Origin of the sequence: [Micrococcus luteus] ATCC 49442 (genome assembly GCF_010367585.1) — a bacterium.
Lineage (GTDB): Bacteria > Actinomycetota > Actinomycetes > Actinomycetales > Micrococcaceae > Arthrobacter > Arthrobacter luteus_A.
In genome coordinates this window covers 4,675,916-4,701,298 of record NZ_JAAAXP010000001.1, presented here as the reverse complement: position 1 = coordinate 4,701,298, position 25,383 = coordinate 4,675,916, and the positions used below count along the sequence as shown (strand labels likewise).

Here is a 25,383-nt window from a genome sequence, read left to right as displayed (position 1 = left end):
TCCTCAGCCTACTGAAAGGCCGTCGCCGTGTCCCACGCGCCCGGCAACCTGCGAGCGCGCTGCCACCAGGCCTGCCAGCAGCCCGGGCCCTTCCTGCAGGACCAGCTCCCGGAAATGCCTCACGGGATCAGGTTCCGCATCCGGACCTGGCTTCCGGCGGCGCCACCCGAGCCCGATTTCGCGGTACGCCAGGCCCGATTCCAAGGCAACCTCAACCCAGCCAAGATTTCCCGTCTCGGGGCTGACATGACGCCCCGGCCCGTTGCCGCCGGGTGGCAGGATGCTGACGCCAAGCCCCGCGGAAACGAGGCCGCGGGCGGTGTGGGTGTCCTGGCTTTCGAAAGCGATCCTGGGGCGGAATCCGGCTTCACGGAACAGCGCGTCGGTCAGCGACCGCATGCCGTATCCCGGCTCCAGCGCCACGAAGGGATCCCGGCGGATGTCCTGGAGCCCCGCCTTTTTCCGGCCTGCCAGGGGGTGGCCATGGTGCACCACCAGGCGGAGCGGCTCCCGGTACAGTGCCGCGGAGGCTATGGTGCCGCTGGCCGCAGACACAGGGGCCGTCAGCACAAGGTCCGACTGTCCCGACGCAAGTTCCGCGAGGCAGGCATCGCGGGACCCCTGCCGGAGGGTGAAGCCCGCTTCCGGATGGCGGCTGCGGAAGGCGCTGATGAGCAGCGGCAGGGTGGCCTCGCCGAAGGTGTGCTGAAAGGACACGGAGACCTTCCCCCGCACGACGTCCGATTCGTGCCGGACGAGGTCCAGCCCGGCCTGGAATTCCGTCAGGGCCGAGTCGATGTAAGGCAGCAGGGTCCGGGCGGCTGCAGTAAGGCGCACGCCCCGTCCGTCCCGGATGAGCAATTCAGTTCCGACGACGGCGCTTGCCCTGGACAGCGCCCTGCTCACCGTGGACTGGGGTACTCCGAGCAGTTCGGCCGTTTCTGTGACGTGCTGCGTGCGGCCCAGCTCGGCAAGGATGGGCAGCAACGGCAGGAGCCTGGCTAACCGCTGATGATCGGTAAGCATGCGTCCACCCTTCCGGCGCTCAATGCAAAACGTTCCGTATTTGCTATCAATTGTACCTAAAGTATGCATTGGAAGCATGGATTGGAACTGCCTACCCTTGAGGTATGCCACTTAATGCCGCCGCCCCGGGTTCCAACGCGGTCCACCGGAACAGCTGGGAAGGCCACCCCAAAGGCTCCGCCGCCTACGGCAAGATCCTGGCCGGGCTGGCCTTCGCGGGGGTAGCGACGTTCGCCCAGTTGTACTCCACCCAGGCGGTCCTGCCACTCATTGCCACCGATCTCCACATCACGGCGGCAGAGGCAGCGCTGACCATCTCGCTCGCCACAGTAGGCCTGGCAGTCACCGTCATTCCCTGGTCCTTCCTTGCGGACAGGATAGGCCGGGTCAAAGCCATGACCTGGGGCATATCGGCAGCAACAGTTCTGGGACTCGTGGTCCCGCTGGCCCCCAGTTTCGGCATGCTGCTCGCCCTCCGGCTGCTGGAGGGAATGGCCCTGGGCGGAATCCCGGCGATCGCCATCGCCTACCTGAACGAGGAAGTGAACCGCGCGCATGCTGCCATGGCGGCCGGCAGCTACGTTGCCGGCACCACCCTGGGCGGATTAGCCGGCAGGCTCGTGGCAGGCCCGGCAGGTGAGCTGTGGGGCTGGCGGACGGCCGCCCTGGCAGTGTCCCTGCTGGCAACGGTATCTGCCGTACTTTTCCTGATCCTGATTCCCAAGGCCAGAGGGTTCACCGCCACAAAAGCTGCCGGGCTCCGCGGCGCCTTCGCCACGCTCGGCGGCCACCTGCGCAACCCCCGGCTCTTGGCCCTCTACATCCAGGCATTCCTGATGATGGGCGGCTTTGTGGCTGTCTATAACTACCTGGGCTTCCGTCTGTCCGCCGAACCCTTTCTGCTGCCGGCAACCCTGATCAGCCTCATCTTCCTCGCCTACCTGTCGGGAACCCTTACCTCGCGGTGGGCGGGCGGCCTGACGGCACGCTTTGGCCGGCGGACCGTCCTGCTGGCGGGTCTCATCCTGATGGCGGCGGGTCTGGCCCTGACGCTCACGCAGTTGCTCGCCCTGATCCTGGCAGGCCTGGTGATCTTCACCGGTGGGTTCTTTGCCGCCCACAGCATCGGGTCAGGCTGGACCGGGAGCATTGCCACAACCGGCCGCGCCCAGGCGGCATCCCTGTACAACCTTGCGTACTACCTGGGCTCAAGTGTCATCGGCTGGGCCGGCGGCCTTGTTTTCCAGGCCTGGGGCTGGACGGCACTCGGCCTGGCCATCGTGGCCCTGGCAGGCATCACGGCGGTGACAGTCGCCGTCGTACATCCCTCCAGGAAAAGTGAGACGCCCGCCCCGCTCTGACGAACTCCGGTGCAGAGCCGCGGCTGGTCACGAAATGCTCACCCGCAGAACAATCCGCCAGGAAACCGGCCCTGCCCGTGGCGATTATTCGGCCAAACGGCTCGAGCGGAGGTGATGGGACGGAATCAGGCGTCTAGGATGAACTCAAGGACACGTGAGGAGATCCCATGAGCACCAACCCCAAAAACATCCGGCCGGGCAGCCACTTCGAACCGCTGGACGCCATTGATGAGCGGCTTCTGGCCGCCCTGGTGGACGATGCCAGGATCTCTAACAAACAGCTCGCTGAACTGGTGGGCATCGCCCCGTCCACCGCGCTGATGCGGACCCGCGCCCTGTCCGAGCGCGGCATCGTGCAGGGCTTTGAAGCCAAGCTCAGCCTCTCGGCAATCGGCAGGTCGGTCCAGGCCCTCGTGGCTGTCCGGCTCCGGGCCCACGACCGGGACCAGATCGATCGTTTTACCGCACGCGTGCCGCACCTGCCAGCGGTTCTCTCCACGTTCCACACATCAGGTTCCGTGGACTACCTGCTGCATATCGCCGTCGGAAGCACCGAGGACCTGAGGGACTGGGTGCTCGACAACCTCGCCACCGACCCCGTGGTGGGCCACACCGAAACCACCCTCGTCTTCGAGCACATCCAGGGCAACCACGGCCCGCTGCCGGAGTAGGAGCCGCACCCGGGCAGAACTCCGCTAGGCAGTCCGCTGGCGCCGCGCGGTCCTGAAGGTGAGGGCGGCGAGCGTCAGCGCCGCTGCACAGCACACCAGGACAAAGCCCAACACCGCTGCCTGCAGCCCGAACGCTGAGGTTGCCCATCCCAGCCCGATGACCGGTACCGCGCTGCCCAGGTACGTGATGACGTAGACCGTGCTGATGACCTGCGCATGGTGCGAAACCTCCACCTTGGCCGCCACGTCGTTGAAAACAGTGCGAAAGGCGACACCCTGCCCCAGGCCGGCACAGACGCTGGCCGCCACCAGCAGCGGCAGGCTGTGCCACGACGCTGCTGCCGCCAGCAGCAGGACGGAGATACCCAGGACCGCCAGACCGGCCGGAACCACGAAGCGGCCCCGCACCGCCATCAGCTGGCTCAGCGCCGAAGCCCCGAGCGTCATCCCTGCCAGGGCGCCGATCACCGGACGCGAGCCCGTATCCACGATCTGGGCAAAGTAGCCGGGTGCCAGCGACAGGCAGAAACCAAATACGGAGAAGCTCAGGAAGCCGACACCGGCTGCAAGCCAGAACGCGCCCCGGGCCTCAGTGGACACCGATGGCCGGCGTGGAGCCAGGACCAGGATGGGCCGCGGTCCGGCAGGTGGCCTGATGGCAGGCCGGGCGTTCAACAGGAACAGCGGCACAAGCATTCCGGCCAGCACCACCGAGTGAACGTAGTACGGCGCGGTGGTGGGTCCCGGCAGCAGGGAAAGCAGGCCGCCGATGACGGGGCCTGCCGCCACGCCGCCTGCCGTCGCCAGCAGCGTAAAACGGGACGCCCATTCCGGGCGGGACGGCAGCAGCTCCCGCAGCGCGGCAGCACTGGCGCCGGTGGCCAGGGCGACTGCTACACCCTGCATCGCCCGGCCGGCCGATAGCGCCAGGAGGGTCTCCGCCTGTGAGAACACCCAGCCTCCTGCCAGGCCTGCGAGGACGGCCAGGATAAGGGCGGCCCGCCTGCCGATATGGTCCGACCAGTGGCCGGCCAGCATCAGCGTGGCCACCAGTGCCAGGACATAGCTGGCAAACGCCGCCGTAACCCCGAGCGGTGAGAGTCCCAGGTTTGCCTGGAGCAGCGGATAGAGGGGTGTGGCCAGGTTTGCACCCACCAGCAGCAGGGAGATGACGGCGCCGGCCATCACCAGCCGTGCGGTGGTGGATGCGTTCCAGCCCCGGCGACCGGCGGTAACCGGGCGCATGCGGAGTTCACTGAAGACTGTCATTCGCTCTGCCTTGGCATCTGCCGGAACGGGAAACTCCTTGTGGGACGCCGCTCCGGGGGTAAATAGGGATAACCAAATTCTGGGCCAATCCTGCTGGATGGAGCTGTTCCTTATGAAAGAATTGAGCAAAACAGTCAAGAAGTTAGAGCACTGCTAGCCGAAAGCAACAATTTGAATAGTCTGGACTCCACTGATCTGAAGATCCTGCTGGGACTCATCCGCGATCCCCGCATACAGATCGGTGAGATCGCCGAGGCGCTGGGCATAGCCCGCAACACAGCGCAGTCGCGCGTCAGGCGCCTGCTCCGCGCCGGCTTACTCCACAGCGGCGGACGCGAGGTGGATCTCGCGGCGGTGGGCTACGACGTCGTCGCGTTCGTCACCATCGAGGTGACCCACCGGGAGCTGGACGGAGTGGTGGCGGCCCTCCGCCTGCTGCCGCAGGTTTTGGAGGTTCACGAGATTTCCGGCAGGGGCGACGTCTGGTGCCGGGTGGTGGCCACCGACACGCATAACCTGCAGTCCGCGCTCCGCCAGATCCTCCGCATCAAGGGTGTTATCCGGACCGAGACGGTGCTGGCGCTCCACACGCACATTCCCTACCGGACCGAGCCGCTCATCAGCCGCCTCGCTCAGGCTGTACCGGGCAAAGGCTAGGATTCGAGGATGGATTGGCTCTCACACATCTCACAGATCAACTGGCTCGCCGTACTTTTAGCCTTCGTTTCGACCATGCTCATCGGCTTTGTCTGGTACATGCCTGCAGTCCTTGGTAAACGGTGGATGGCAGCCATTGGCAAGACTGAAGAGGACCTCAAGAACATCGAGGGCGGCCCGGGAATCTGGGTTCCCATGATGGTGGCCGCCGCGCTGACCGCAGTCCTGCTTGCTGTCCTGATCAGCAAGCTCGGACTGGACACTGCCGTGGCAGGCGGCTTTTTCGCCCTGGTGCTGGCACTGGTGTTCCGCGCCGGCGGCCATGTCATCCACAACGGGTTCGCCGGAAGGCCAGCGGCCGTTACGTTTATTGATTCCGGGCACGACGTGCTCGCCATGACGGTGGCCGGTGCCATTATCGGAGCCATGTCCTGACGTGACCATCATCGATAACGCCGTATACGTGGATGGCGTCCGCAGTGCTGAACCGGAGAATCTCGAACAGACCTTCGAGGTGCTCGCCCACCATGGCGGGATGGCATGGATCGGGCTATACAGGCCCACGGCGACGGAGATGGCAGCGGTCGCCGCCGAATTCGGACTGCATGACCTCGCGGTGGAGGACGCCATTTCAGCGCACCAGCGCCCCAAGCTGGAGCGCTATCCGGACCACCTGTTCACCGTTCTCCGTCCGGCCCGGTACCTGGATGCGACCGAAACCGTGGAGTTCGGGGAGCTGCACATCTTCACCGGCAAGAACTATGTCGTCACCATCCGCCATGCCGAAACGGCAGGGGTGGCCCGGGTGCGGCGCCGTCTGGAAGACCGCCCGGACCTGCTCCGGCACGGTCCCGAAGCCGTCCTGTATGCCCTGCTGGACATGGTGGTGGATGACTACGCGCCGGTTGTTGCCGGGCTGGAAAACGATATCGACGAGATTGAAGACCAACTGTTCAGCGGCGACAGCACAGTCTCACGCCGGATCTATGAACTTGCGCGTGAAGTCATCCAGTTCCAGCGCGCCATCCATCCCCTGCCGGAGATGATGCACCAACTTAAGCGCGGCTTCGAAAAGTATGGGGTGAATTCCGAGCTGCAACACAGCCTGCGGGACGTGGAGGACCACGTGGCCCGGGTCATTTCCCGTGCCGACTCCTTCCGCGACCTGCTTCAGAACGCCCTCACACTGGACGGGACGCTGACTGCCAACCGCCAGAACGAGGCCGGCGCTGAACAAAACGAACAGGTCAAGAAGATCTCGTCCTGGGCGGCGATCTTCTTCGCGCCGTCCATTGTGGCGGGGATATATGGTATGAATTTCGAACACATGCCCGAACTCCACTGGACTGCCGGCTACCCCTTCGCCATCGGCCTGATGGCAGGTACCGCCGCCCTGATGTACATCATCTTCAAGAAGAAGGGCTGGCTCTGACCCGGCTGGACTCCAGGAGTCAGCTGGCCTGCAGGGCGACGGCGCCGTGCCCCGACTCGGCAGCACTGAAGACAAGCCGGCGGTTGGCAATCTTGTCCGTGAAGAAGCGGTCGTGACTGACCACCACCACCGCGCCCGGGAAATGCAGCAGTGCGCGCTCCATAACCTGGGTGCTGGAGAGGTCGAGGTGGTTGGTGGGCTCATCAAGCAGGAGCACGGAGGCGCCTGAAAGCAAGCACTGGGCCATGGCCACCCGGGCACGCTGGCCACCCGAAAGGTTGCCGATCCGCTGCTTGAGGTCTGCTTCGGAGAACTGGAACATCGCCAGGAACCTGTTGACGGACTTTTTCGTCGCCGTCAGGGCCAGGCTGTCCGGCATCGCGTTGACCGCATGGGTGACTGTATCGGCGTCGTCCAGTTCGGCCAGGACCTGGTTGTAGGAGACCATTCCCGCCCCTTTGGCCCATGCCACGGTGCCCGAGTCTGCCGGTTCCTCGCCCGTCAGCGCGCGGAGCAGTGTGGTCTTGCCGCTGCCGTTGGCCCCGATGACGGCGATCCGGTGGCCCCGCCCGATTTCGAAACTGAGGCCGCTGAACAGTGTCCTGCCGCCGTAGGCCTTACTCAGTGATTCCACGCGGCACAGGACGTCTTTGACGTAGAGGCCTCCATAGATCTCCGTGATGATCTGGTCAACGGGCCGGGGCGTCCTGCTCTTCTTGATCCTGGCAAGCTGGTTTGCCAGTCCCTTGCCGGCTGCCTTGGCTGCCTCGCGGCGGTCGGAAATGCCCTCTGCCTCGAAGGCAAGCAGTTCGGACTCATGCACAAACTGGCTCTCAAGGCTCTTGAGCCGGAACTGCTTGGCCACCACGTACTCGGCAAAATTCCCCGGGTACTCATGCAGGTGGAAGTTCTCCACCTCGATGATCCGGGTGACAACGGAGTCCAGGAACTTCCGGTCATGCGAGACGATGATCGCGGCACCCTTAAACGTCCGGAACCACCCTTCCAGCCATTCGACGCCGGCCACGTCCAGGTAGTTCGTGGGTTCATCCAGCAGCAGCACGTCCGGGGCTTCGAGCAGGATCTTTGCCAGGGCGGCCCGGTTGCGCCAGCCGCCGGACAGTTCGTCGATGGCGCAGGTGCGGTGGTGGTCGCTGAATCCCAGGGTAGTCAGGACTTTGTCGATGCTGCGGGCGTAGTCCCAGCCATCGAGCCGGTCCATGGCCTCAAAGAGCTCTGACTGGCGGTGGATCAGCTCATCCAGGCGGGCGGCGTCGGAGGAGTCAGCGGCGATGGTTGCGTCAATATGGGCCAGCTCGGCTTCGATCTGCTTGACGTGGGCGAATAGTCCGTCCAGGACCTCCAGGATGGTGGATTCGCCGTTGAGCTCCGAGAACTGGGAAAAGTAGGCTGTCCTGGTTCCGAGCTCGACGGCGACCGTTCCGGCATCGGGGGCAACCTGGCCCTGGATCAGCTTGAGGATGGTGGACTTGCCGGATCCGTTCTTCCCGATCAGCCCCACCCTGTCTCCGGCCTCAAGTTTGAAGAAGGCTTCGCGGAGTACCTGGGTGTTGTCGAAGCTGACGTTGACGTCATTCAGCCGGATCAAACTCATCGGTGCTGTCCAATCCAGTCTTGTTAGTGGCGGCAGGCCAGCGATTCGGCCGCATCCACTCTCTCATGAAACCGGTGCCCGCCCTGGCCCGACCGCACGTTCCTGCCATCGGCCCTCAGCGCGCAGCACAAAGGGCCCGTCATATGACGGGCCCTTTGGCGTTGCTTAATGGTGCCAGCAATGGCTGGACCGGCAGTGCCCTTAGTAGCCGGCGGGCCGGTCGAACCGCTGTCCGGCCGGGTTGGACGGCAGAATCATGAAAACCAGGACGGCAATCGCACCCAGGAAGGGGATCAGCAGAAGCAGGAGCAGCCAGCCACTGAAGTTTCCGTCGTGCAGCCTGCGCACTGACAGCGCCAGTGAGGGAACCAGCGTGGCCAGGCCCCAGATTCCCAGCAGTACGTATCCGAAGATGGCAGCCGGGCCGAAGTCCGGGGTGCTGCTGAGGCTCGAAGTGGTTGTGCCCAATCCGATGATGATGTTCAGGACGATGCTGACGGCGACTGCGGCCAGGGTCCACCACCAGTATTCGCTTCTGCTCGCCCGGCCTGAGAACGTAGCGTACTTCGTGAAGAAGCGCTTGGCGGCTACCGGGAACGATGCACCGTAGTGCGGTGCCCAGAGAGGCGGCTCGCCGGCTGGCATGGTCTGCGGCGGCGTCTGCTGTTGCGGGTATTGCGGATAGCTCAAGGTTCCCCCAGTTAATTTGATGTATGAGACGGGCCCATCCTATGCTGCGGCAGCGTCAAAACTCCATCCGATGGATAAACTGTGGCTGAATTCTTTCCTAAGACCGCAAGGCTTGGTTCCGGGCGGCGGAACTTCGGACCGGCACGCGTCACCGATCGGCCCAGCCGGTGGGCGGGGGCGCATCCAGGAACGTGATGACGACGTCGCGTACGAGGCCGGTCCGCGCAAGCCCGAAGAAGTGCGTTGTGCCCGGGAAAACTGCCAGCTGCGATGCGGGCACACCCTCGAAGTCGCCGTTCACGTCTCCACCGCGCAGTTGGAGAAACTTTACTGCGTGGTCGAGCCTGACCATGTCACAGTCACCCACGGTAATGAGCGTCGGTGCGGCGATCCCGCGGATCTCGTCGTCGCTCCATCCGCTTTCACCCGCCCCGTAGCGGGCGAGTTTGTCGAGCAGGCCCTGCAGGTGCCCGCGATCGGGGTGCGGCGACACGGCGAGATAGCGTCCTTCCATCGGTGTGCCCGCGATCATATCCACCGTCATCTCCGCCACCGCTTCAGCATTTCCGCCGCGCTCCCCCTCCGGCCGGAACGACACGGACGACACGATGAGCTTCCGCACGAGTTCCGGGTGGTTGATCGCCAGGTCCAGAGCGACCGCACCGCCGATGCTGAAGCCGAACACGTCCACGTTGTCGACACCAAGGTGCCCAAGAAGCCCAATGACATCGGACGCCAGGTGGTGAGTTCCCAGCGGCCGATCGATGTCGTTGGTGCGTCCGTGCCCTTGGAAGTCCGTGGCGATGACCCGCCGACCCTCCGAAAGGCTCGGGATGAGAGAGCCGAACTGCTGCCCGATGTCGAAGAGCCCGCCGTGCAGGAGCAACAGCGGGGTACCGCCCTCGCCGTGCAGCTCGTAGTACATCTGGAGCCCGTTGACCCGGGCGTAGCCGGTTTCGGGTGCCGCTGCTGTCAGGTCGGTCATGTCCGGGCCTCCTTTGGCCTGCGCGTGGGCTTCAATCCTGACACTGCACGTGGTGCAGCGGCCAGCTACTCCATGCTCTCAAGCAGTGAGGGAACTGTCGGCGCGTCGCAAGTATTCAAAGATCACGGTGGTATTCGTGCCGGCCACTTCCGGCCTGAGGCTGAGGTTGTCGGCCACCAGTGTACGGAGCGCGGCTGAATCCGCGACGGCGACATGGATGAGGAAGTCCCGGTCCCCGGTGACGAAGAAGATGCTCTCCACCGCGGGGAGTCCGGCCAGGTAGTTTTCGAACCTGGTCAGGTTGGCCCGCGCGTGGGCCTGCAGCCGGATGGCGATCAGGGCCTGAAGTCCGCGCCCTACCGCCGCCGGATCCACGTCCGCATGGAACCCACGGATGACGCCCCGCTCCTGAAGGGAGCGGATGCGGCCGTGGCATGTGGAGGGGGCGATGCCGGCTGCCGCGGCAACGGCGTTGTTCGGCGTCCGCGCGTCGGCCTGCAGCATCTGGACGATGAGGTGGTCCGTTTCGTCCAGCACGGAAGGCCGAGCGTTATTCGGACCACGAGTCAAAACTCCGCCAGTATTTGAATCAATTGGCATAAGCAACCATTCCTTAGAATCATCGCCGAATCAATTGAGCTTCGTTTTAATATTCTTCACACTGGTGCCAATGCCAGGTGGCATAAGTCATGGTGAGGGAGAGTCGAATGTATTCACGCGCACAGTCGCCGCGCACCGCCGTCGTTGCCGGTGCTGGAATGGTTGGCCTGGCTACGGCCTGGCATCTGCAGGAACGCGGCATCGAGGTGACAGTCCTGGATCGCTCCGGCGTCGGCGCCGGCGCTTCGTGGGGCAACGCCGGCTGGCTCACGCCGGGCATGGCCATGCCGCTCGCGGATCCGACACTGTGGTCCTATGCCCCGAAGGCGCTGCTCGATGCCACTGCCCCGCTGCACATCCCGGCCCGGCTGGATCCGAAGTTGTGGGCATTCCTGGCCCGCTTCGGCCTCCATGCCACTGCTAAGGCCTGGAGGAAGGCCATGGCAGCCCTGACGCCGATCGACCGGATGGCCTTGGACGCGTTCGATGAACTGACTTCCAGCGGCGTGGACGCATGGACCCGCAAGGGACCCTTCATCATCGGATTCGAGGGAGAAAAAGAAAGCGGGCCGTTCATCCACGAGATCCAGCAGGTGGAGAAAGCCGGCCAGAGGGTACCCCTTACACGGCTGGACAACCCGCAAGTCAAGGTGCCCCAGCTCTCGGCCGGCGTCTCAACGGTCTACGAGATGGACGAACAGCGCTTCATCGAACCCGGGCCATTCGTTCAGGCGCTGGCAGATGCCGTGCGGGCCCGGGGTGGAAGGATCCTGAGCGGAATGGACGTACGATCACTGCGTCACGGCCCGAACGGGATTTCCGTGGAGAGTTACGGGCAGGAACCGGTTAACGCCGACGTCGTGGTGCTGGCCACCGGTGCCTGGCTTCCGGCGCTGGCCAAACCGCTCGGAGTGAAGACCATGATCCAGGCCGGACGTGGCTATTCCTTCAGCGTCGCGACCGACCATCCCGCCGAGTTCCCCATCTATTTCCCCGCCCGCCGCGTAGCGTGCACGCCATATCAGGGGCGGCTTCGGATTGCCGGCACCATGGAGTTCCGCGGCCCGGACGAGCCACTGCAGACGGGACGCATCGATGCCATCCTGGCTTCGGTCCGGCCGCTGTTCACCAACATGGACCTGGAGAACCTGGAGGACATTTGGGTGGGCGCGCGCCCCGTCACTCCCGACGGGCTGCCGGTTGTCGGCGCCACCCGCTCCCCCGGTGTTTACGTTGCCGGCGGTCACGGAATGTGGGGCATCGTGCTTGGTCCGGCCACCGGCAAGCTGCTGGCCGAGCAGATCGCCACCGGCCACATTCCTGAGCAGATCCGCCCCTTCGACCCGCTCCGGTAACTGTCAGCCCGGAATGTCCGTTGCCCCGCCTCCGGCACTGTGCCGGGACGCCGGACCAAGCCCGGCAGCCACACCTCCGGCTGTGCAATGAGCCGGAGGCGTGGCTGCGGGAAATTCGAGTACCGGCTACTCGTGCGCTCACCCGCCCTGCCTCGTATCGTCAATAAAAAGTCCTGGGGGACGTTGACGGTGAAAACGATTCTCGGGATGGATTATGGGCGGCAATGCCTTGCCACTGCTGGACCCCGCGGTTTTGGACAGGCTGCGGGAGGGGCTCGATGACGATGGCGGAGTGTGGAAGGTGTTCATCCACAATTTCATCGCTCTCCTGCCAACCCGGCTCCAGAAACTCCGGCTTGCCCTGACTACCGGGGACCTGAGCGGCGCCCTGGATGCTGTGCTCAGCCTCAAAACCTCCAGCCAGATGGTCGGGGCCGAACGCCTGGCGGACCTTGCGGCGGGGCTGGAGCGTTCCATCCGGCTCGACACCCGCCACGCTGAACCGGAGAGGCTGCTGCCCCGGCTTGCGGCGGACCATCTCCCCCGGATCACGCGATGCAGCCGCCAGACCACAGACCTGCTGCTGAAGTACCTGTCATAAACCGCGGCAAGATCTTCTGGTTGGCGGGCCAACAATGTTCCGCCAAAAAAGACTTCACGACGTGCATCCACAAGGGGCGCTCCGCCGGTAGTACAGGTGTCAGCACAAGCACAGCCCGTCCCCCGGGCGTCCCTATGAGGAGTTTGAAATGCGCAAAACAACCTACGCCGCCGGAGCACTGTCGCTCGCGGCCGCACTGGCCTTCGCTGCTCCAGCCCAGGCCGGCGGCTGGCACCACCACGGCGATGACCCCGCCAAGCTCTCGGTCCTCCACGGTGTGCCCGGCCTGATCGTGGATGTCTGGGTGGACGGCAACCTCACACTCGACAACTTCAAGCCCGGGGACCTGGCCGGTCCGCTGGAACTCGAAGCCGGTGAGTACGAGATCGCCATCACCGCCTCGGACGCCACCAGCGCCGACAACCCGGCGATCGGACCGGTCACCGTTGAACTCGATGAGGGCAAGAACTACACCGCGGCAGCCCACCTCGACGCTGACGGCGCCCCCACAGCCACGCTCTTCACTAACGACACTAGGGCTCCCCGCAACGACAACAAAGGCAAGCTGACGGTCAGGCACATAGCCGCAGCCCCGGCAGTCGACGTCCTCGCCGGTGATACGGCAGTAATTGAGGGGCTCAGCAATCCTGACGAGGCCACCCTGAAGCTGAAGGCCGGAACAGTTTCAGCTTCCGTCGCCGCAGCGGGGACCACCGCCCCGGTCATCGGGCCGGCCGACTTCACGGTTGAGGGCGGCAAAAACACGATCGTGTACGCCTGGGGAAGTCTGGCAGATGGCACCCTGGCCACCGCTGTCCAAGTTGTTGACTCCGAGAAGCAAAAGCGTGGCCGCCACTGACAACGGCGTACGCAGCAACTCAATGCGCCGGCACTCGCCGGCATTTACAGCGGGGACACCTCCGGGTGGCCCCGCTGTTTGTGCGCCACCCCGGGGTGACGCAAGGACTTTGTGGAGCTAAGGAGATTCGAACTCCTGACCTCTTCGATGCGAACGAAGCGCTCTACCAACTGAGCTATAGCCCCGGAACAGCCTGAGTCCCGGAAGGAACGGCAGGGCCGGTTGAACTTAGGCTACAAATATTCCCTGCCCATTACCAATTGAGAATCAGGCGCGACGGCGCTGCAGGACGTCGTCGAGGTTGCTGAGGGCGCTCTGCGCCTTCGTCAGGGGCTTGTCGGCAGGTGCGGCAGCCGGTGCGGTTGCCGGTGCGCCCTGCTTCAGGGACGGCTTGCCCGTGGCCTTCGGCGCTTCAGGCAGGTCAAGCGGCCGGGGCGCCGGACGCTCGGCCTTCGCGGCCTCGACGTAGACGGGCTTCGGCACGTCAACAGGTTCCCACGTAGTTTCAGCAGGCTTTTCGGCGGCTGCAGCGCTGGTGTCCCCCGCCGCAACAGCGACAGCCAAAGCCGCTTCCCGGAGTTCCATGGCGGTCAGGGGTTTTGGCTTGGGCTGGTGCGCTTCAGCGTCGAAGAGCCGGCTTTCCGGCCGGGCGGCCGGCTGTGGCGTGGCCACGGCCGGCGTGACAGGAGACTGGCGGCGCACGGGAGCGCTCATCGCGGCGCGGAAGGCGGCGTTCATTTTGGCCTTGCGGTCACGCACAGCCAGGAAACGCAGCAACGCCACGGCAAAAACAGTAATGGCCAGCCCGGTGACGGGCAGCCATGCCGCCCCAAGTCCGAAGAGCAGCAGAACGCCCGACACAAAGGCAGTCAGCAGTGCGACAACTCCAACGAGGGCGATGCCAGTTCGGCCATATCGGATCCGGAACCCGCCTGTCGTCGCACGGCCGGCTGTTTCGGCTGCGGTTCCTGGGCTCTTCCTGATATCCATGGCTTTCTCCTGCTGGGCGGTGATGTTCATGACCGTCCCGGCTCTCGGGTCCGATGATTCAACAGCTGGGACGTCCGCGAAATACTCGCCGGCGGCCTGGGCCTGGTGCCGGCGGTTTCGCAGGACGTACGGCGCTACCCATACGATCCAGAGCACGACGGCAACCACAAGGATCACTGAGCTGCTGAGGGGGATGTCCACAATCAAAACCGTATGAGCATTCGACCGGCCGCTGCGGCATTAGCCTCGGTGTGTCGCGGGCAACGTGGCAAATCAATGGATTTATGACTCGGGAAGGGCCCTTGCAGGTCAGGACCGGGCTGCAAGCCACCGGTTCAGCAACCCCTCCGGCACTTCTTCCGCCGTCAGGGCAAAAGACCTGTGATCAGCCCATTCCCCATTGATATGAAGGAAGCGCGGCCGGTAGCCTTCGTCGCGGAAACCCAGCTTTTCAACCACCCGCAGGCTGGGACCATTCTCAGGCCGGATGTTGATCTCCATCCGGTGCAGGCCCAGCGCCTGGAAGCAGTGATCCGTGGCCAGGGCCACGGCTGTGGGCGCAATGCCATGACCTGCCCGGGCCTGGTCAACCCAATACCCCAGCGTTGCCATCATGGCGGAGCCCCACACAATCGATGAGACAGTCAGCTGGCCCACGATGACCGGTGACGCCGAGCGCGGCGTGCGTTCGGTGATAAGAAACGGCAAGGCGGTGCCCTGGGCGGCCTGAATTTTTAGGGACCGAACCATTTGCCGGTAATCCGGAAGCACCCCGCCGGGAGCCGGGTTGGAAGCTTCCCATGGTGCCAGCCAGTCCCGGTTGCGTGACCGGACCTCTGTCCATTCCCTCTTGTCCCGGTACCTGATGGGACGCAGGACCAGGTCACCGCATTCCAGGGTTGTGGGCCAGACGGGTCCGGAACGCACGGCAGCTATTTAGTGAGGCCGGCAGTGAAGCTCGGGAGCCAGTCGCGCAGGCCCGGGCCGAGGTCGTCGCTGTCAATGGCAAGCTGGACGCAGGCTTTAAGGTAGCTGAGTTTGTCGCCCGTATCGTAACGGCGGCCGCGGAAGACCACTCCATAAACGCCGTAGCCTTCACCGCTTCCGGCTGCCAGTTCCTGCAGCGCGTCGGTCAGCTGGATTTCACCGCCGCGGCCTGGACCGGTCCGCTCAAGCACCTCGAAAACTTCAGGGTGGAGAACGTAGCGGCCAATGACTGCGAGGTTGGAGGGTGCCTCATCCGCGTCAGGCTTTTCGACGAGCTTGTTGATCCTGACGAACCCTTCGCCGTCGATGGCCTGAACGTCCGCGCAGCCGTATGCACTGATCTGGGAGGGCTCAACCTCAATGAGGGCCACCACGGATCCGCCAGTCTTGGCCTGGACTTCAATCATGGTGCTGAGGAGTTCGTCCCGGGCATCGATCAGGTCGTCGCCGAGCAGGACAGCAAAGGGCTCGCGGCCCACGTGCTGCTTTGCACGAAGGACAGCGTGGCCCAGGCCGTTGGGATCGCCCTGCCGCACATAGTGGATGTCGCCGAGGTTGCTTGCTGCCTGAATCGACTCAAGCTTGGCCAGGTCACCCTTGGCTTCGAGGGTGTCCTCCAGTGAGGGAACCCTGTCGAAGTGGTCCTCCAGGGCGCGCTTGTTGCGGCCTGTGATCATCAGGATGTCGTTGAGACCAACATTGACGGCCTCTTCAACCACGTACTGGATGGCTGGCTTGTCCACCACCGGGAGCATTTCCTTTGGCATCGCCTTTGTGGCTGGCAGGAACCTGGTTCCGAGCCCTGCGGCGGGAATTACGGCCTTGCGTACAGTCTGCTGAGAGGTAGTCACTGGACTAATCTAACGGAGGGGCTGGTCATTCAATAATTGTTGGCCACCCAAACCTGGCACACTGCATCAGCGCACCCCCGGTTGGCACGGCGGCGCCGGCATAGGAAAGAGGGAACGGCATGTCCGACGGCGACAGGGCGGCAAAGGCCGGCATCCGTGCGCTCCATCGCGAGCGCCGCACCGCGACCAACCCTGACCAGCGCGATGAGGCAGGTGCCGCCCTTGCGGCCCACGGCGCCGCCTGGGCCAATCAGCTGACGGGTGGAACGCCGTCGACCTTTTGCGCCTACTTTGGGGTGGAACCCGAGCCTCCCACCCTGCCCCTGATCCGCGAACTCCACCGCCACGGCCACACCGTCCTGCTCCCTGTCTGCGAGCCGGGCCGGCGGCTCAGCTGGGCACATTGGGCCCCGGAAGCCGAGTTGGTCCGAAGCCGCTACGCCCCCGTCATGGAACCCGCCGGCACCCGCCACGACCACGACATCCTGGCCTCCGTGGCGGGGCTCTTCATCCCTGCCACCGCGCTGGACCGCAGCGGGAACCGGATCGGCCAGGGTGGCGGCTATTACGATGTCCTGCTGGGCTCCCTGGACAGCAGGGGGCTGGACATCCCGCTGGCCGCTATCGTCTTTGAATCCGAAGTGCTGCCCGCCGGAACAATTCCCGCCGAAGAGTTTGACCGGAAGATCCCTTTGGCATTGACCCCCTCAGGCCTGGTGGCACTTACCGTCCCTTCCTGAGGGGCGCCCCGCGGCACTCTGGAGGGCCACGCGCCGGGGGTGATAGAATTGGCACTCAGGCCCTGCGACTGCTAATGGACGACCCGTCCGTTCACGGCAACACAGGACCTCTCGTTTGCCCAAGAGGAGGAGCATCAGTGCCCACTTACGCCTACGCCTGCAAGGATTGCGGCCACGCCTTCGACGTTTTCCAGTCGTTCACGGACAGCACCCTGACGTCCTGCCCGGAGTGCCAGGGAGCCTTGCGCAAAAAGTTCAACAGCGTTGGTGTGGTGTTCAAGGGCTCCGGTTTCTACCGGACGGACTCCCGGGACGCCAAGGGAAGCACCGTTTCCGCTGCCCCGGCCGCGGCACCCGCCCCGGCAGCTGCACCGGCACCCGCCGCTGCTGCCGCCGCCAGCTGACCTTTCACCCACTCTGGCGCGGGCTGATCAGCCCGCGCTAAGGCTGGTGCCTCCGCGCTCCGGAAGGACGCGTCCGACGCCGCCGGGAGAGTTGTCCACATAGGCACCATTGCTGCTGTCTGGCGCTGCCCCGCGAACGTAGCGTGGGTGCCATGCCCGCCACCCTTTTCCGCCCCAGCCGCCGGTCCGTTCTGCCCGCACGCGGGAGCCACCGCCCGCTCTCCGCACGCCGCCCTGCCGGCCGGGGCGGCAGCCACAGACTCGTGTCGTGGCTGAACCGGAACCGTCGCCTCGCCATCGCCCTCCTGCTGTGCGCAGCTGCAGGCATAACGGTCCACCAGCTCACTCCCCCGCCTGCCGACACTGCGATGGCGCTGGCCGCAGCGCGGGACCTGCCAGCGGGCACAGCGCTGGCGGCAGCGGACCTGATGCCGGTGAAGATTCCGCCGCAGATGGTGCACCCCGGAACCGTAACGGGCGCCGGGGAAGCTACTGGAATGCAACTGGCAGCCCCTTTGCGGAAGGGCCAGCTGCTGACCGATTCCCAGCTGCTGGGGCCGGGCCTCCTCACCGGTTCGCCGCCCGGCTCCGCGGCAGTGCCCTTGAGGATGGCAGACCCTTCCTCGATCCAGCTGGTCTCGCCGGGCCAGTTGGTCAACGTAGTGCTGACCGGCGCCAACGGCTACGATCAAAGTTCTCCGTCGGAGGTGCTTGCCGCATCCGTCCCTGTCCTCTGGACCTCAGGGCAGGGAGGCAAGACCGGGCAGTGGCTCGGCACAGCCGAGACCGACGGGCTGATCGTAGTGGCGGCAGCACCTGACCAGGCTGCCCGCCTAGCTGGCGCGTCCACGCAGGGCAAGCTGTTTTTTGTCCTGGTGGGGCCGTCAGGAGCAGTCGGGTGACACAGTGGAGCCGGGTGAATCAGCCCAGCCGGGTGAAGCAGCGCGGCTTGTCTCAACCGTGGGCTTTATCCCCAGTGCGGCGGCTTGTTTTCCTTCAGCCAGGCGTCGTGATCGTTGTCGGTATCATCGCCCCAGTTCCTGGCATCGTCCTCGGCAGCCTTGTTCGGCAGGACGGCTGCCGTGCCGCCCTCCTGGTCCCCGGGTACGGGCGACTGCGTGGTGCCTTCGGTGTCCGGGTGGTCGTTGCTGTCAGTTTCGCCCTGGTCGGGGTTCTGTGGGCTCACGGAAGCCTCCTCACTGTCCAGGCGTGCAGCCTGGCGTTCGTTGATGTCATGATGTGCCGCCCCCGTCGTCAAGGGGTCCGCGTCCTCGTCGAAAAAGCCTCCGGAGGCATTGCCGCGGCCGGGTGGAAGGACGTTTTCCAGGCCCAGGTAACCTGCAATGCGGTCAGCGCACGTGGAGGGGTCCGTGAAGACTTCGATGGTCCAGAGCGGCATGTAACGCCAGCCCATCCGTTCCAGCAGTTGCGGGCGGAGACGGCTCCGCTCGCGGACTGTCATGGTGCGGTAATGCTCCGTGCCGTCGGATTCAATGGCTACCGGCCACGGGATATCCGCGTCGTCCTGGCCCATGGTGCTCAGCGGGTCGGCTGCCGCCACCACGTCGATAACACCGTCGTACTGGTGCCAGACCCGGGCGCCGCGGGCGCGCAGCCTGTCACCGAGATCGGCTACCAGTGGATCTGCCCCGAGTGCCTGCTCGCTGGCAGCCGCCCGCGACGCCGGGGTTCCCAGGTCCGTCTTTCCCGCAATCTCACGGTTCAGGAGCTCATAGAAGTCCACGGCACCATAGGAAAGCCGCGTGTGGTCGAGGTCTTCGGGCTGGAAGCACGTCAGGACATGGATGGACCGCCGGGCACGCGTCATAGCCAGCGCGAATTTCTCACGGCCGCCCTCAGCAGACAGCGGACCGAAGTTGTGCAGCGCCCGGCCGTGCGGGGTACGGCCGAAGCCGGGCGAGAAGATGATGTGATCGCGCACCAGTCCCTGTGCCCGTTCGAGGTCAACCACCCGGAACGATTCCGGCCCGCCACCGAAGAACCCGGCGAGGGTTGGGTGGTTGGGCAGTTGCAGCCGGATGGACTCACCGATCCGGGCCGCGTGGCGCAGGCTGGCGGTGACCACGGCGAGCGAGGTGCGGGAGCGCAGCCGCGCGTGTTCGAACACGAGCTGCACCACCCGGTTCACTTCGGCCACCACGGACTCGACACCCTCGTGGTCGGCGCTCGGCAGTCCGGTCCCGTCCGGCAGGTACTCCACTGTCAGTGCGCGGTCCAGGCCGGTGGCGGCCTGGCCCTCGGGGAGCCGGCGGAGCCCGTCGTCGTAGAAGTTCTTGCTCAGTTGCAGGACCAGGTCCTCGTCCACGGCACGGTAGACAAAATTCAGCCGCCACACGGGCAACACCGCGGAGAGCGCAGAGAAGGCACTTTCCACCCGCTGGTGCGGTGCCTCGCCAACGGCCAGGCGCTCCACCCCAACAGTGAAGGTCCGCGGGCTGGCGATTTTGGCGTCACCGAAGGCAATGACCTGCTTCGCCCGCGCAATGGACGGCAGGACGGCCTGCAGCGACGTCGCCTCAGCATCCAGGATGACCACCGCATCAAAGCGCTGTTCGGCCGGCAGAAGCCCGGTCATCAGGTAGGGGCTCACCGACCAGACGGGAACCAGCATGGGAACAAGGTCCGGTGCCTGGGCTGTCAGCGCGGCGAGGGTCACCCTGCCGTCCTTGAGCAGGCTGCGCAGCAGCTGGGCCTGGCGCGGGTGTTCGGCCAGGGCCGCCTGCCACCGTTCGGAAAGATCCCAGCGAAGCCGCGCTGCACCGCTGGCAATGTGGGCATTGTCGGCGAGCCGGTATTCGGCCTCCAATTGCCGGAGGGCGTCGCCGTCGGACATGGCCAGGTAATCGTCGCCGCTGATCATCGCTTCAAGGGCGGACTGCCACCAGGCGAGCTCGAGCTCGGCGCCCACACACGGCGCGGCTACCTCCCGCTCGGCCAGATCGTCAAGAAGTTCACCCAGGCCGTGCTCGCGCATGTTTTCCACGAGCAGCGTCCGCTCCGGCAGGGTTTTCAGCGTCTGGGTGTCCGCGACCAGCCGCTCAAGCCGTTCCATGAGTTCCTCGTAGCGGGCGGTGGCCAATGAGCCGCCGGCACGGGTGTGCCGGAGGGCCTCCCCCAGCTGCGTCAGCTCCCCGTCCAGCGAACGGTACATCACGTTCATTTCGGCGAGGCCGGACGGAACAGCCGGGTGGCGCTGCGAGGTGGCGTAACCGGACCAGAGCGCCCGCTGCTCCTGCACCAGCACCAGCGAACTGTGGAGGTCAGCAATGTGGACGCCGGGCCGGACGTACTCCTTGGCCACACGCCGCAGCCGGGAACGCTGCATGGACGCCATCTCAACGTTCCGCTCCCGGCGCCATGCGGAGGACGCCGTGGCGGAAATCAGGTCGTGGACGGGCCTGTCGAAAATGTCCGGGGTGAATTTGTCCAGGCTTTCGCGGACGGCAACAAGCAGCTCAAGCTGTTCACCCCATTCAGCAAAGGATGTGCCCAGCCGGATCTCGGCGTGCTCGGCCACGCTGTGCATGCGGTCCCGCAGGACCGGGAGGTTCTCCGCCACGGAGCGCGCCAGCTCCTGGGCTTCCTCAGTCTCCTTGCGGGTGAGGAGCCTGGCGCCGTGCCATGGGCTGGTGGTGGAAGCCCGGCTGAAGCTGCCAAGCTCGGCGGCGCGGCGCAGCCTGCCCGCGAGTTCGTTGCGGTCACGGATGCTGTCCAGCACGCTACGCTTCAGCCGCACCGTGGTGGCCGGGGACGGATGAATGGCGGTCAGCTCGGCAAGCGACTGCATGGCCTGGTACGGCGAGCAGCCCCAGCGCTGACGCACGTTGTGCAGGGAGGCCACATGGTCCATCAGGGCGTGCCGGTGCTCGGTCAGGGTCTTGTGGAGGTTCCCCAGCTGCGGTTCAAGCGATTTTTCGTTCCGCACGATGGCGCGGACCAGCTGGGCCTTGAGCTGCTGCGGGGTGGCGGTGCCGGAAAGCTGGAACAGGATGGATTCCAGGCCCAGGGACTCCAGCTGCGCCGACACTTCGGTGAGGCTGGCCCGCCGGTCGCCCACGACCAGTACCGAGCGTCCCGCATCCACCAGGGCGCCGATGGTGTTGATGGCAGTCTGGGTCTGGCCGGTGCCCGGCGGCGTGCTGACCACCAGGGAGTCTCCGGCGCGCGCAGCGTCAATGACGTACTGCTGGTCCGGGTCGGCATCCAGAAGCAGCAGTTCGTCGGCGGGGTGCCGCTCGTCAACATTCGGAAAACGGGACGGGTCCGGTTCCTCAACATCAACCACTTCGCCACCCGCGGCCGTGGCCAGCGCGTTGATAAGGGGGTTGCCGTCGTTGATCCAGGGGTCGTCGAGGTTGCCCGAAAGATCGGCAAAGGTGGACACCAGCAGGTTGTGCTGGGCTTCTGCGCCATGGATGGGCTTAATGAGGGACGCAAGCTTGTCCAGCACCGGCTGCGGGTCAAAGCGTGCGGTGCTGTAGGCGAGGCGCGTAACGGCGTTGACGTCAAAGACAATGCCGTGGATGGTCTTCAGGTGCCGGACCAGTGCGGGATTGATGTGCGCCTGTTCGGTGAGTTGAAGCTCGTAGTCGTCCTCGCCGGGACGGACTGTCAGCGAGATCGCGGTGAGCATGACCGGCGCAGAAACGCGCTGGGGCTTGCCCCCGACGGCCGAGGTCCACACCACAGTGCCCGCAGAGAAGTATCCGGCATCGATGCCGCGGTCGTTGGCCAGTTCGAAGATTTTGGAGCGGATGTTCCGCGATGCCCGCGCCGCCACGACGTACTGCTGCTGGTCCCGGATCAGGGTGGACAGCCGGGTCCGGCGGCCCGCCATCAGCTGGGCGAGCCCGGACGGGTGGGCGTGGGTCAGGTCAATTGACCCTTCCGGGGTCTTGGTGAATCGCAGCATGGTGTCTGCCCCGGTAACGGGTTTGAGCCCGGACAGCCATTTTCCGAGCTCCTCAGAACCCTCCGGGTGGCCTTGACCAACTGACACTACTGCCTTCTTTTCTGCGTTTGCACGTGACGCCCTGGACCATACCGGCATGCTTTCGAGCGTAGCCGCAAAAGGGACCGGGATGAGAGACCGCAACACTGGGACGGGTCAAATTAGGGGAATTGGACGGAGGAAAGCAATGGCCGGCCTCCGCTGACGGAGGCCGGCCATTCACACTGCTATTCCCACTCGATGGTTCCCGGCGGCTTGCTGGTGACATCCAGCACCACGCGGTTCACACCTTCCACCTCGTTGGTGATCCGGTTGGAGATCCGGGCCAGGAGATCGTAGGGCAACCGGGACCAATCGGCCGTCATCGCATCTTCGGACGAGACGGGACGCAGCACGATCGGGTGGCCGTACGTGCGGCCGTCGCCCATCACGCCGACGCTGCGGACATCGGCGAGCAGGACCACAGGCATCTGCCACACCTCGTTGTCCAGGCCGGCTGCGGTCAGTTCGGCGCGGGCAATGGCGTCCGCCTTGCGGAGCAGGTCCAGGCGTTCCTTGGTGACCTCACCGACGATGCGGATTCCCAGGCCGGGCCCGGGGAAGGGCTGGCGGCCAACGATTTCCTGCGGCAGTCCGAGCTGGGCGCCGACGGCGCGGACCTCGTCCTTGAAGAGGGCGCGCAGCGGTTCAACCAGCTCGAACTGCAGGTCCTCGGGGAGGCCGCCCACGTTGTGGTGGCTCTTGATGTTGGCTGCACCTTCGCCGCCGCCGGATTCAACGACGTCCGGGTACAGCGTGCCCTGAACCAGGAACTTGATCTTCTCACCGTGTGCGGCGGCCTCGGCGATGATGGCCAGTTCGGCTTCTTCGAACGCGCGGATGAACTCGCGGCCGATGATCTTGCGTTTGGTTTCCGGATCGCTGACGCCGGCGAGGGCTGCCTGGAAGCGCTCCTGCTCGTTGGCAACATAGAGCTTGACGCCGGTTGCGGCCACGAAGTCGCGCTCCACCTGTTCGGCCTCGCCTTCACGGAGCAGGCCATGGTCAACGAACACACAGGTCAGCTGGTCGCCGACGGCGCGCTGGACCAGTGCCGCGGCAACCGCTGAGTCAACGCCGCCGGACAGCCCGCAGATGACCCGGGCATCGCCGATCTGCTTGCGGATCCGGTCCACCTGCTCCTCGAGGATGTTCCCCGTGGTCCAGTTCGGTTCCAGCTTGGCGCCCTTGAACAGGAAGTTCTCCAGCACCTGCTGGCCGTAGGCCGAGTGCTTCACCTCGGGGTGCCACTGCACGCCGTACAGGGACTTCTCTTCGTTGGCGAAGGCAGCCACTTCAGCGCCGGCCGTCGTCGCGAGCACTTCGAAGCCTTCGGGAGCGGTGTGGACGGAGTCCCCGTGGCTCATCCAAGTGTTCTGGTGCTGCGGCATTCCCTCGAGAACGGAGCGGCCCTCACCAAGGATGGTGGTCTGGGTGGAGCCGTATTCGCGCAGGCCGGTCTTGTCGACTTTTCCGCCCAGGGCGTTGGCCATGGCCTGGAAGCCGTAGCAGATGCCGAAGACCGGGATTCCCGCTTCGAAGAGGTCCGCGCCGACGGAGGGGGCCCCATCCGCGTACACGCTGGAGGGGCCGCCCGAAAGAATGATGGCAGCGGGATTCTTGGCCAGGAGCTGCTCGGTGCTGTAGGTATGCGGAACCACTTCCGAATACACATTCGCTTCCCGGACGCGGCGGGCAATCAGCTGCGCGTACTGGGCACCGTAGTCAACAACCAGCACCGGCTTCTGGGAAGTTTGGGATGCAGTGGGAGTAGTCACCGTAATAGCCTACTTTGCGCGGTTGCCCCGCCGCACGTTCGGGGCGGCGGGTGTGACGGATCCGACGTCCGACGGCGGGCCTCCCCTGCCCTTGGAGCGCTCAGTACCGCTGGGCCGCCTGCGGGTGCGCGGCAAGTTCTGCCTCGACCTCAGCATGGAACTTCTTCTCCACGAAGAAGGACAGGAACGGCACCACGCCGCCGAGCGCCAGCAGGATCAGCTTCAGGAACGGCCAGCGCATCAGCGTCCACAGCCGGAAGTTGGAGATCAGGTACACAACGTACATCCAGCCGTGCACAATCAGCACCGCGACGGACAGGTTAACCCCGCCTTCGACGCCCTTGGGTTCGGCATCGGCAAAGCCCAGGCCGAACGGCTGCCCGGTCACGGCGTTTGTTCCGCCAGCAAACAGGTACTGGCCAAAGGCGTAGCGGGCGATGAGCTCGGCGCAGAGGAGCAGCAGCATGCCGCCGGTCAGGTAGGCCAGAACCTTGTAGAACTTCAACGCGGAGCGGATCTGCGCCTCGGTGCCGCCGAAGCGGCGCTTCTTGGTTTTTCCCTGTACGGAATCCTGCTGGATGGCCGGTTTCGGTTCGATCATGGCTTTACCTTTTGTTGGAGCTGTTCGGAAGTTGGCTGGCTGGGCGGGGTGTCGTCGTCATGGTCGTCATCGAGCTCGTCTTCGAGTCCCCTCTGGTAGTCGTCTTTCACCATCCGCCACCAGATAAACAGTGCGAACCCGGCAAACACCACCCACTCCACGGAGTAGAAGACGTTGAGCCAGTTGACTTTCTGGGCCGGCGGCTGAGGGCCGATGTTCAGTGGTTTCAGGTCGCTGCCAACCGAGGCCGCGCTCACGTCAGAGCCTTCAGCCACTTCGGACGTGGCCGCGATAAATCCCTGGTAGCTGCTGACGTCCCAGTAGTTGATGAGTTCCGCCACAGACACCGCGGTAGCGCGTCCGGGTTCCGGCGCCGTTTCCGGCAGCGGCGATTCGGACGGCAGCAGCCGCCCGGTCAGCCGGACAACGCCCGACGGCGGTGCGGCGGCGTCGTCGGGGTCCGCTACCCAGCCGCGGGCTACTGGAATCCAGGTCTGCGGGGAGGCTGCGACGCCGGTGAGTGCGGGCGCACCCGTCACGGAAAAGGCGGACACCACCCAGTAACCGGTGTTGCCGTCCTTCAGCCGGCCCGGCACGAGGACCTGCTTTGCGGGGTCATAGGTGCCCTCGGCGGAAACCATCTGGTCCGAGACCGATCCGGGGAAGAAGCCTCCGGGCGTCAGCGTTACCGTGAGCGGCCTGGCCTGCTCAGTGGCCGGGGTGACGGGAGCCTCGGCTTGCACGGACCGCCCGAACTGCCACTGGCTGAGCAGGACAAACACCCCGGAGACGAGTATCGCGAACACCAGGCCGGCGATCCATCGGGGCTTCAGGGCTGTTTTCCACACCCCTTAACCGTACTTCGTTACGCCGTAGAACAACTAAACGCACTGGTCCCTG

The 25,383-nt window shown here is 65.1% G+C and carries 24 protein-coding genes and 1 tRNA gene; 11 read left to right on the top strand and 14 right to left on the bottom strand.

Annotated elements, in window-relative coordinates; translation table 11 throughout:
• Window positions 1-3: 3 nt before the first annotated feature.
• Window positions 4-1,026 (bottom strand): LysR substrate-binding domain-containing protein, encoded by a 1,023-nt coding sequence (locus GUV69_RS21475; RefSeq protein WP_164198724.1) that lies wholly within the window; start codon window positions 1,024-1,026, stop codon window positions 4-6.
• A 104-nt stretch (window positions 1,027-1,130) separates the two neighbouring features.
• On the opposite strand from GUV69_RS21475, the gene GUV69_RS21470 reads away from it, so the two are divergent.
• The gene (locus GUV69_RS21470; RefSeq protein WP_164198723.1) at window positions 1,131-2,387 is read left to right on the top strand and encodes an MFS transporter; all 1,257 of its coding nucleotides are present in this window, start codon (window positions 1,131-1,133) and stop codon (window positions 2,385-2,387) included.
• Window positions 2,388-2,554: 167 nt separating this feature from the next.
• Entirely contained in the window at window positions 2,555-3,058 is a 504-nt protein-coding gene (locus tag GUV69_RS21465; RefSeq protein ID WP_164198722.1) for an Lrp/AsnC family transcriptional regulator, read from the top strand.
• 24 nt (window positions 3,059-3,082) lie between these two features.
• Here GUV69_RS21465 and GUV69_RS21460 read toward each other — a convergent pair whose 3' ends face one another.
• Window positions 3,083-4,327, bottom strand: coding sequence for an MFS transporter (locus GUV69_RS21460; protein ID WP_164198721.1), 1,245 nt, complete (start codon window positions 4,325-4,327; stop codon window positions 3,083-3,085).
• 171 nt (window positions 4,328-4,498) lie between these two features.
• On the opposite strand from GUV69_RS21460, the gene GUV69_RS21455 reads away from it, so the two are divergent.
• From GUV69_RS21455 to corA, 3 genes are read left to right on the top strand one after another with little or no spacing between them, the layout of a single operon-like run.
• Window positions 4,499-4,984 (top strand): Lrp/AsnC family transcriptional regulator, encoded by a 486-nt coding sequence (locus tag GUV69_RS21455; RefSeq protein WP_164198720.1) that lies wholly within the window; start codon window positions 4,499-4,501, stop codon window positions 4,982-4,984.
• Between the two features lie 9 nt (window positions 4,985-4,993).
• Window positions 4,994-5,419 carry a DUF1761 domain-containing protein gene (locus GUV69_RS21450; RefSeq protein WP_164198719.1) on the top strand — a complete coding sequence of 142 codons (426 nt, stop codon included), beginning with the start codon at window positions 4,994-4,996 and terminating at the stop codon, window positions 5,417-5,419.
• A 1-nt stretch (window position 5,420) separates the two neighbouring features.
• The gene (gene corA, locus GUV69_RS21445) at window positions 5,421-6,416 is read left to right on the top strand and encodes a magnesium/cobalt transporter CorA (protein ID WP_164198718.1); all 996 of its coding nucleotides are present in this window, start codon (window positions 5,421-5,423) and stop codon (window positions 6,414-6,416) included.
• A gap of 19 nt (window positions 6,417-6,435) precedes the next feature.
• Here corA and GUV69_RS21440 read toward each other — a convergent pair whose 3' ends face one another.
• From GUV69_RS21440 to GUV69_RS21425, 4 genes are all read right to left on the bottom strand, one after another.
• On the bottom strand, window positions 6,436-8,031 hold the full coding sequence (locus GUV69_RS21440) for an ABC-F family ATP-binding cassette domain-containing protein (protein ID WP_164198717.1): 1,596 nt from the start codon (window positions 8,029-8,031) through the stop codon (window positions 6,436-6,438).
• A gap of 201 nt (window positions 8,032-8,232) precedes the next feature.
• Window positions 8,233-8,721: a DUF805 domain-containing protein gene (locus tag GUV69_RS21435; RefSeq protein ID WP_191079406.1), complete on the bottom strand. Its 489-nt coding sequence runs from the start codon at window positions 8,719-8,721 to the stop codon at window positions 8,233-8,235.
• A gap of 148 nt (window positions 8,722-8,869) precedes the next feature.
• Window positions 8,870-9,706, bottom strand: coding sequence for an alpha/beta fold hydrolase (locus GUV69_RS21430; RefSeq protein WP_164198716.1), 837 nt, complete (start codon window positions 9,704-9,706; stop codon window positions 8,870-8,872).
• Between the two features lie 78 nt (window positions 9,707-9,784).
• On the bottom strand, window positions 9,785-10,243 hold the full coding sequence (locus GUV69_RS21425; protein WP_244292575.1) for an Lrp/AsnC family transcriptional regulator: 459 nt from the start codon (window positions 10,241-10,243) through the stop codon (window positions 9,785-9,787).
• 170 nt (window positions 10,244-10,413) lie between these two features.
• On the opposite strand from GUV69_RS21425, the gene GUV69_RS21420 reads away from it, so the two are divergent.
• The 3 genes from GUV69_RS21420 (at window position 10,414) to GUV69_RS21410 (ending at window position 13,121) form a co-directional block, all read left to right on the top strand.
• On the top strand, window positions 10,414-11,661 hold the full coding sequence (locus GUV69_RS21420; RefSeq protein ID WP_164198714.1) for an NAD(P)/FAD-dependent oxidoreductase: 1,248 nt from the start codon (window positions 10,414-10,416) through the stop codon (window positions 11,659-11,661).
• Between the two features lie 214 nt (window positions 11,662-11,875).
• Window positions 11,876-12,262 carry an Hpt domain-containing protein gene (locus GUV69_RS21415; protein ID WP_164198713.1) on the top strand — a complete coding sequence of 129 codons (387 nt, stop codon included), beginning with the start codon at window positions 11,876-11,878 and terminating at the stop codon, window positions 12,260-12,262.
• Window positions 12,263-12,410: 148 nt separating this feature from the next.
• The gene (locus tag GUV69_RS21410) at window positions 12,411-13,121 is read left to right on the top strand and encodes a DUF4397 domain-containing protein (RefSeq protein WP_164198712.1); all 711 of its coding nucleotides are present in this window, start codon (window positions 12,411-12,413) and stop codon (window positions 13,119-13,121) included.
• 112 nt (window positions 13,122-13,233) lie between these two features.
• Here GUV69_RS21410 and GUV69_RS21405 read toward each other — a convergent pair.
• The 4 genes from GUV69_RS21405 to galU form a co-directional block, all read right to left on the bottom strand.
• A tRNA-Ala gene (locus GUV69_RS21405) sits at window positions 13,234-13,306 on the bottom strand.
• An 82-nt stretch (window positions 13,307-13,388) separates the two neighbouring features.
• The gene (locus GUV69_RS21400) at window positions 13,389-14,288 is read right to left on the bottom strand and encodes a hypothetical protein (RefSeq protein WP_164206855.1); all 900 of its coding nucleotides are present in this window, start codon (window positions 14,286-14,288) and stop codon (window positions 13,389-13,391) included.
• A 132-nt stretch (window positions 14,289-14,420) separates the two neighbouring features.
• Window positions 14,421-15,038: a GNAT family N-acetyltransferase gene (locus tag GUV69_RS21395; protein ID WP_164198711.1), complete on the bottom strand. Its 618-nt coding sequence runs from the start codon at window positions 15,036-15,038 to the stop codon at window positions 14,421-14,423.
• Between the two features lie 5 nt (window positions 15,039-15,043).
• On the bottom strand, window positions 15,044-15,949 hold the full coding sequence (gene galU / locus GUV69_RS21390; RefSeq protein ID WP_164198710.1) for a UTP--glucose-1-phosphate uridylyltransferase GalU: 906 nt from the start codon (window positions 15,947-15,949) through the stop codon (window positions 15,044-15,046).
• A 119-nt stretch (window positions 15,950-16,068) separates the two neighbouring features.
• Here galU and GUV69_RS21385 point away from each other — a divergent pair, with 119 nt between their 5' ends.
• The 3 genes from GUV69_RS21385 to GUV69_RS21375 all read left to right on the top strand — a co-directional run bounded on the left by GUV69_RS21385 (window position 16,069) and on the right by GUV69_RS21375 (window position 17,995).
• Complete coding sequence (locus tag GUV69_RS21385; RefSeq protein ID WP_164198709.1) at window positions 16,069-16,689, top strand: 5-formyltetrahydrofolate cyclo-ligase; 621 nt, start codon at window positions 16,069-16,071, stop codon at window positions 16,687-16,689.
• A gap of 137 nt (window positions 16,690-16,826) precedes the next feature.
• Entirely contained in the window at window positions 16,827-17,093 is a 267-nt protein-coding gene (locus GUV69_RS21380) for an FmdB family zinc ribbon protein (protein WP_164198708.1), read from the top strand.
• A 152-nt stretch (window positions 17,094-17,245) separates the two neighbouring features.
• Window positions 17,246-17,995 carry an RcpC/CpaB family pilus assembly protein gene (locus GUV69_RS21375; RefSeq protein WP_164206050.1) on the top strand — a complete coding sequence of 250 codons (750 nt, stop codon included), beginning with the start codon at window positions 17,246-17,248 and terminating at the stop codon, window positions 17,993-17,995.
• A gap of 65 nt (window positions 17,996-18,060) precedes the next feature.
• On the opposite strand, the gene GUV69_RS21370 is transcribed toward GUV69_RS21375, so the two are convergent.
• The 4 genes from GUV69_RS21370 to GUV69_RS21355 form a co-directional block, all read right to left on the bottom strand.
• Entirely contained in the window at window positions 18,061-22,164 is a 4,104-nt protein-coding gene (locus tag GUV69_RS21370; protein WP_164206048.1) for an AAA family ATPase, read from the bottom strand.
• A 128-nt stretch (window positions 22,165-22,292) separates the two neighbouring features.
• Window positions 22,293-23,882 carry a glutamine-hydrolyzing GMP synthase gene (gene guaA / locus GUV69_RS21365; RefSeq protein ID WP_164206046.1) on the bottom strand — a complete coding sequence of 530 codons (1,590 nt, stop codon included), beginning with the start codon at window positions 23,880-23,882 and terminating at the stop codon, window positions 22,293-22,295.
• A 100-nt stretch (window positions 23,883-23,982) separates the two neighbouring features.
• Complete coding sequence (locus tag GUV69_RS21360) at window positions 23,983-24,483, bottom strand: DUF3817 domain-containing protein (RefSeq protein ID WP_164206045.1); 501 nt, start codon at window positions 24,481-24,483, stop codon at window positions 23,983-23,985.
• Entirely contained in the window at window positions 24,480-25,331 is an 852-nt protein-coding gene (locus GUV69_RS21355) for an SURF1 family protein (RefSeq protein WP_164206043.1), read from the bottom strand. Before GUV69_RS21355 ends, GUV69_RS21360 begins: the two co-directional genes overlap by 4 nt.
• Window positions 25,332-25,383: the final 52 nt, after the last annotated feature.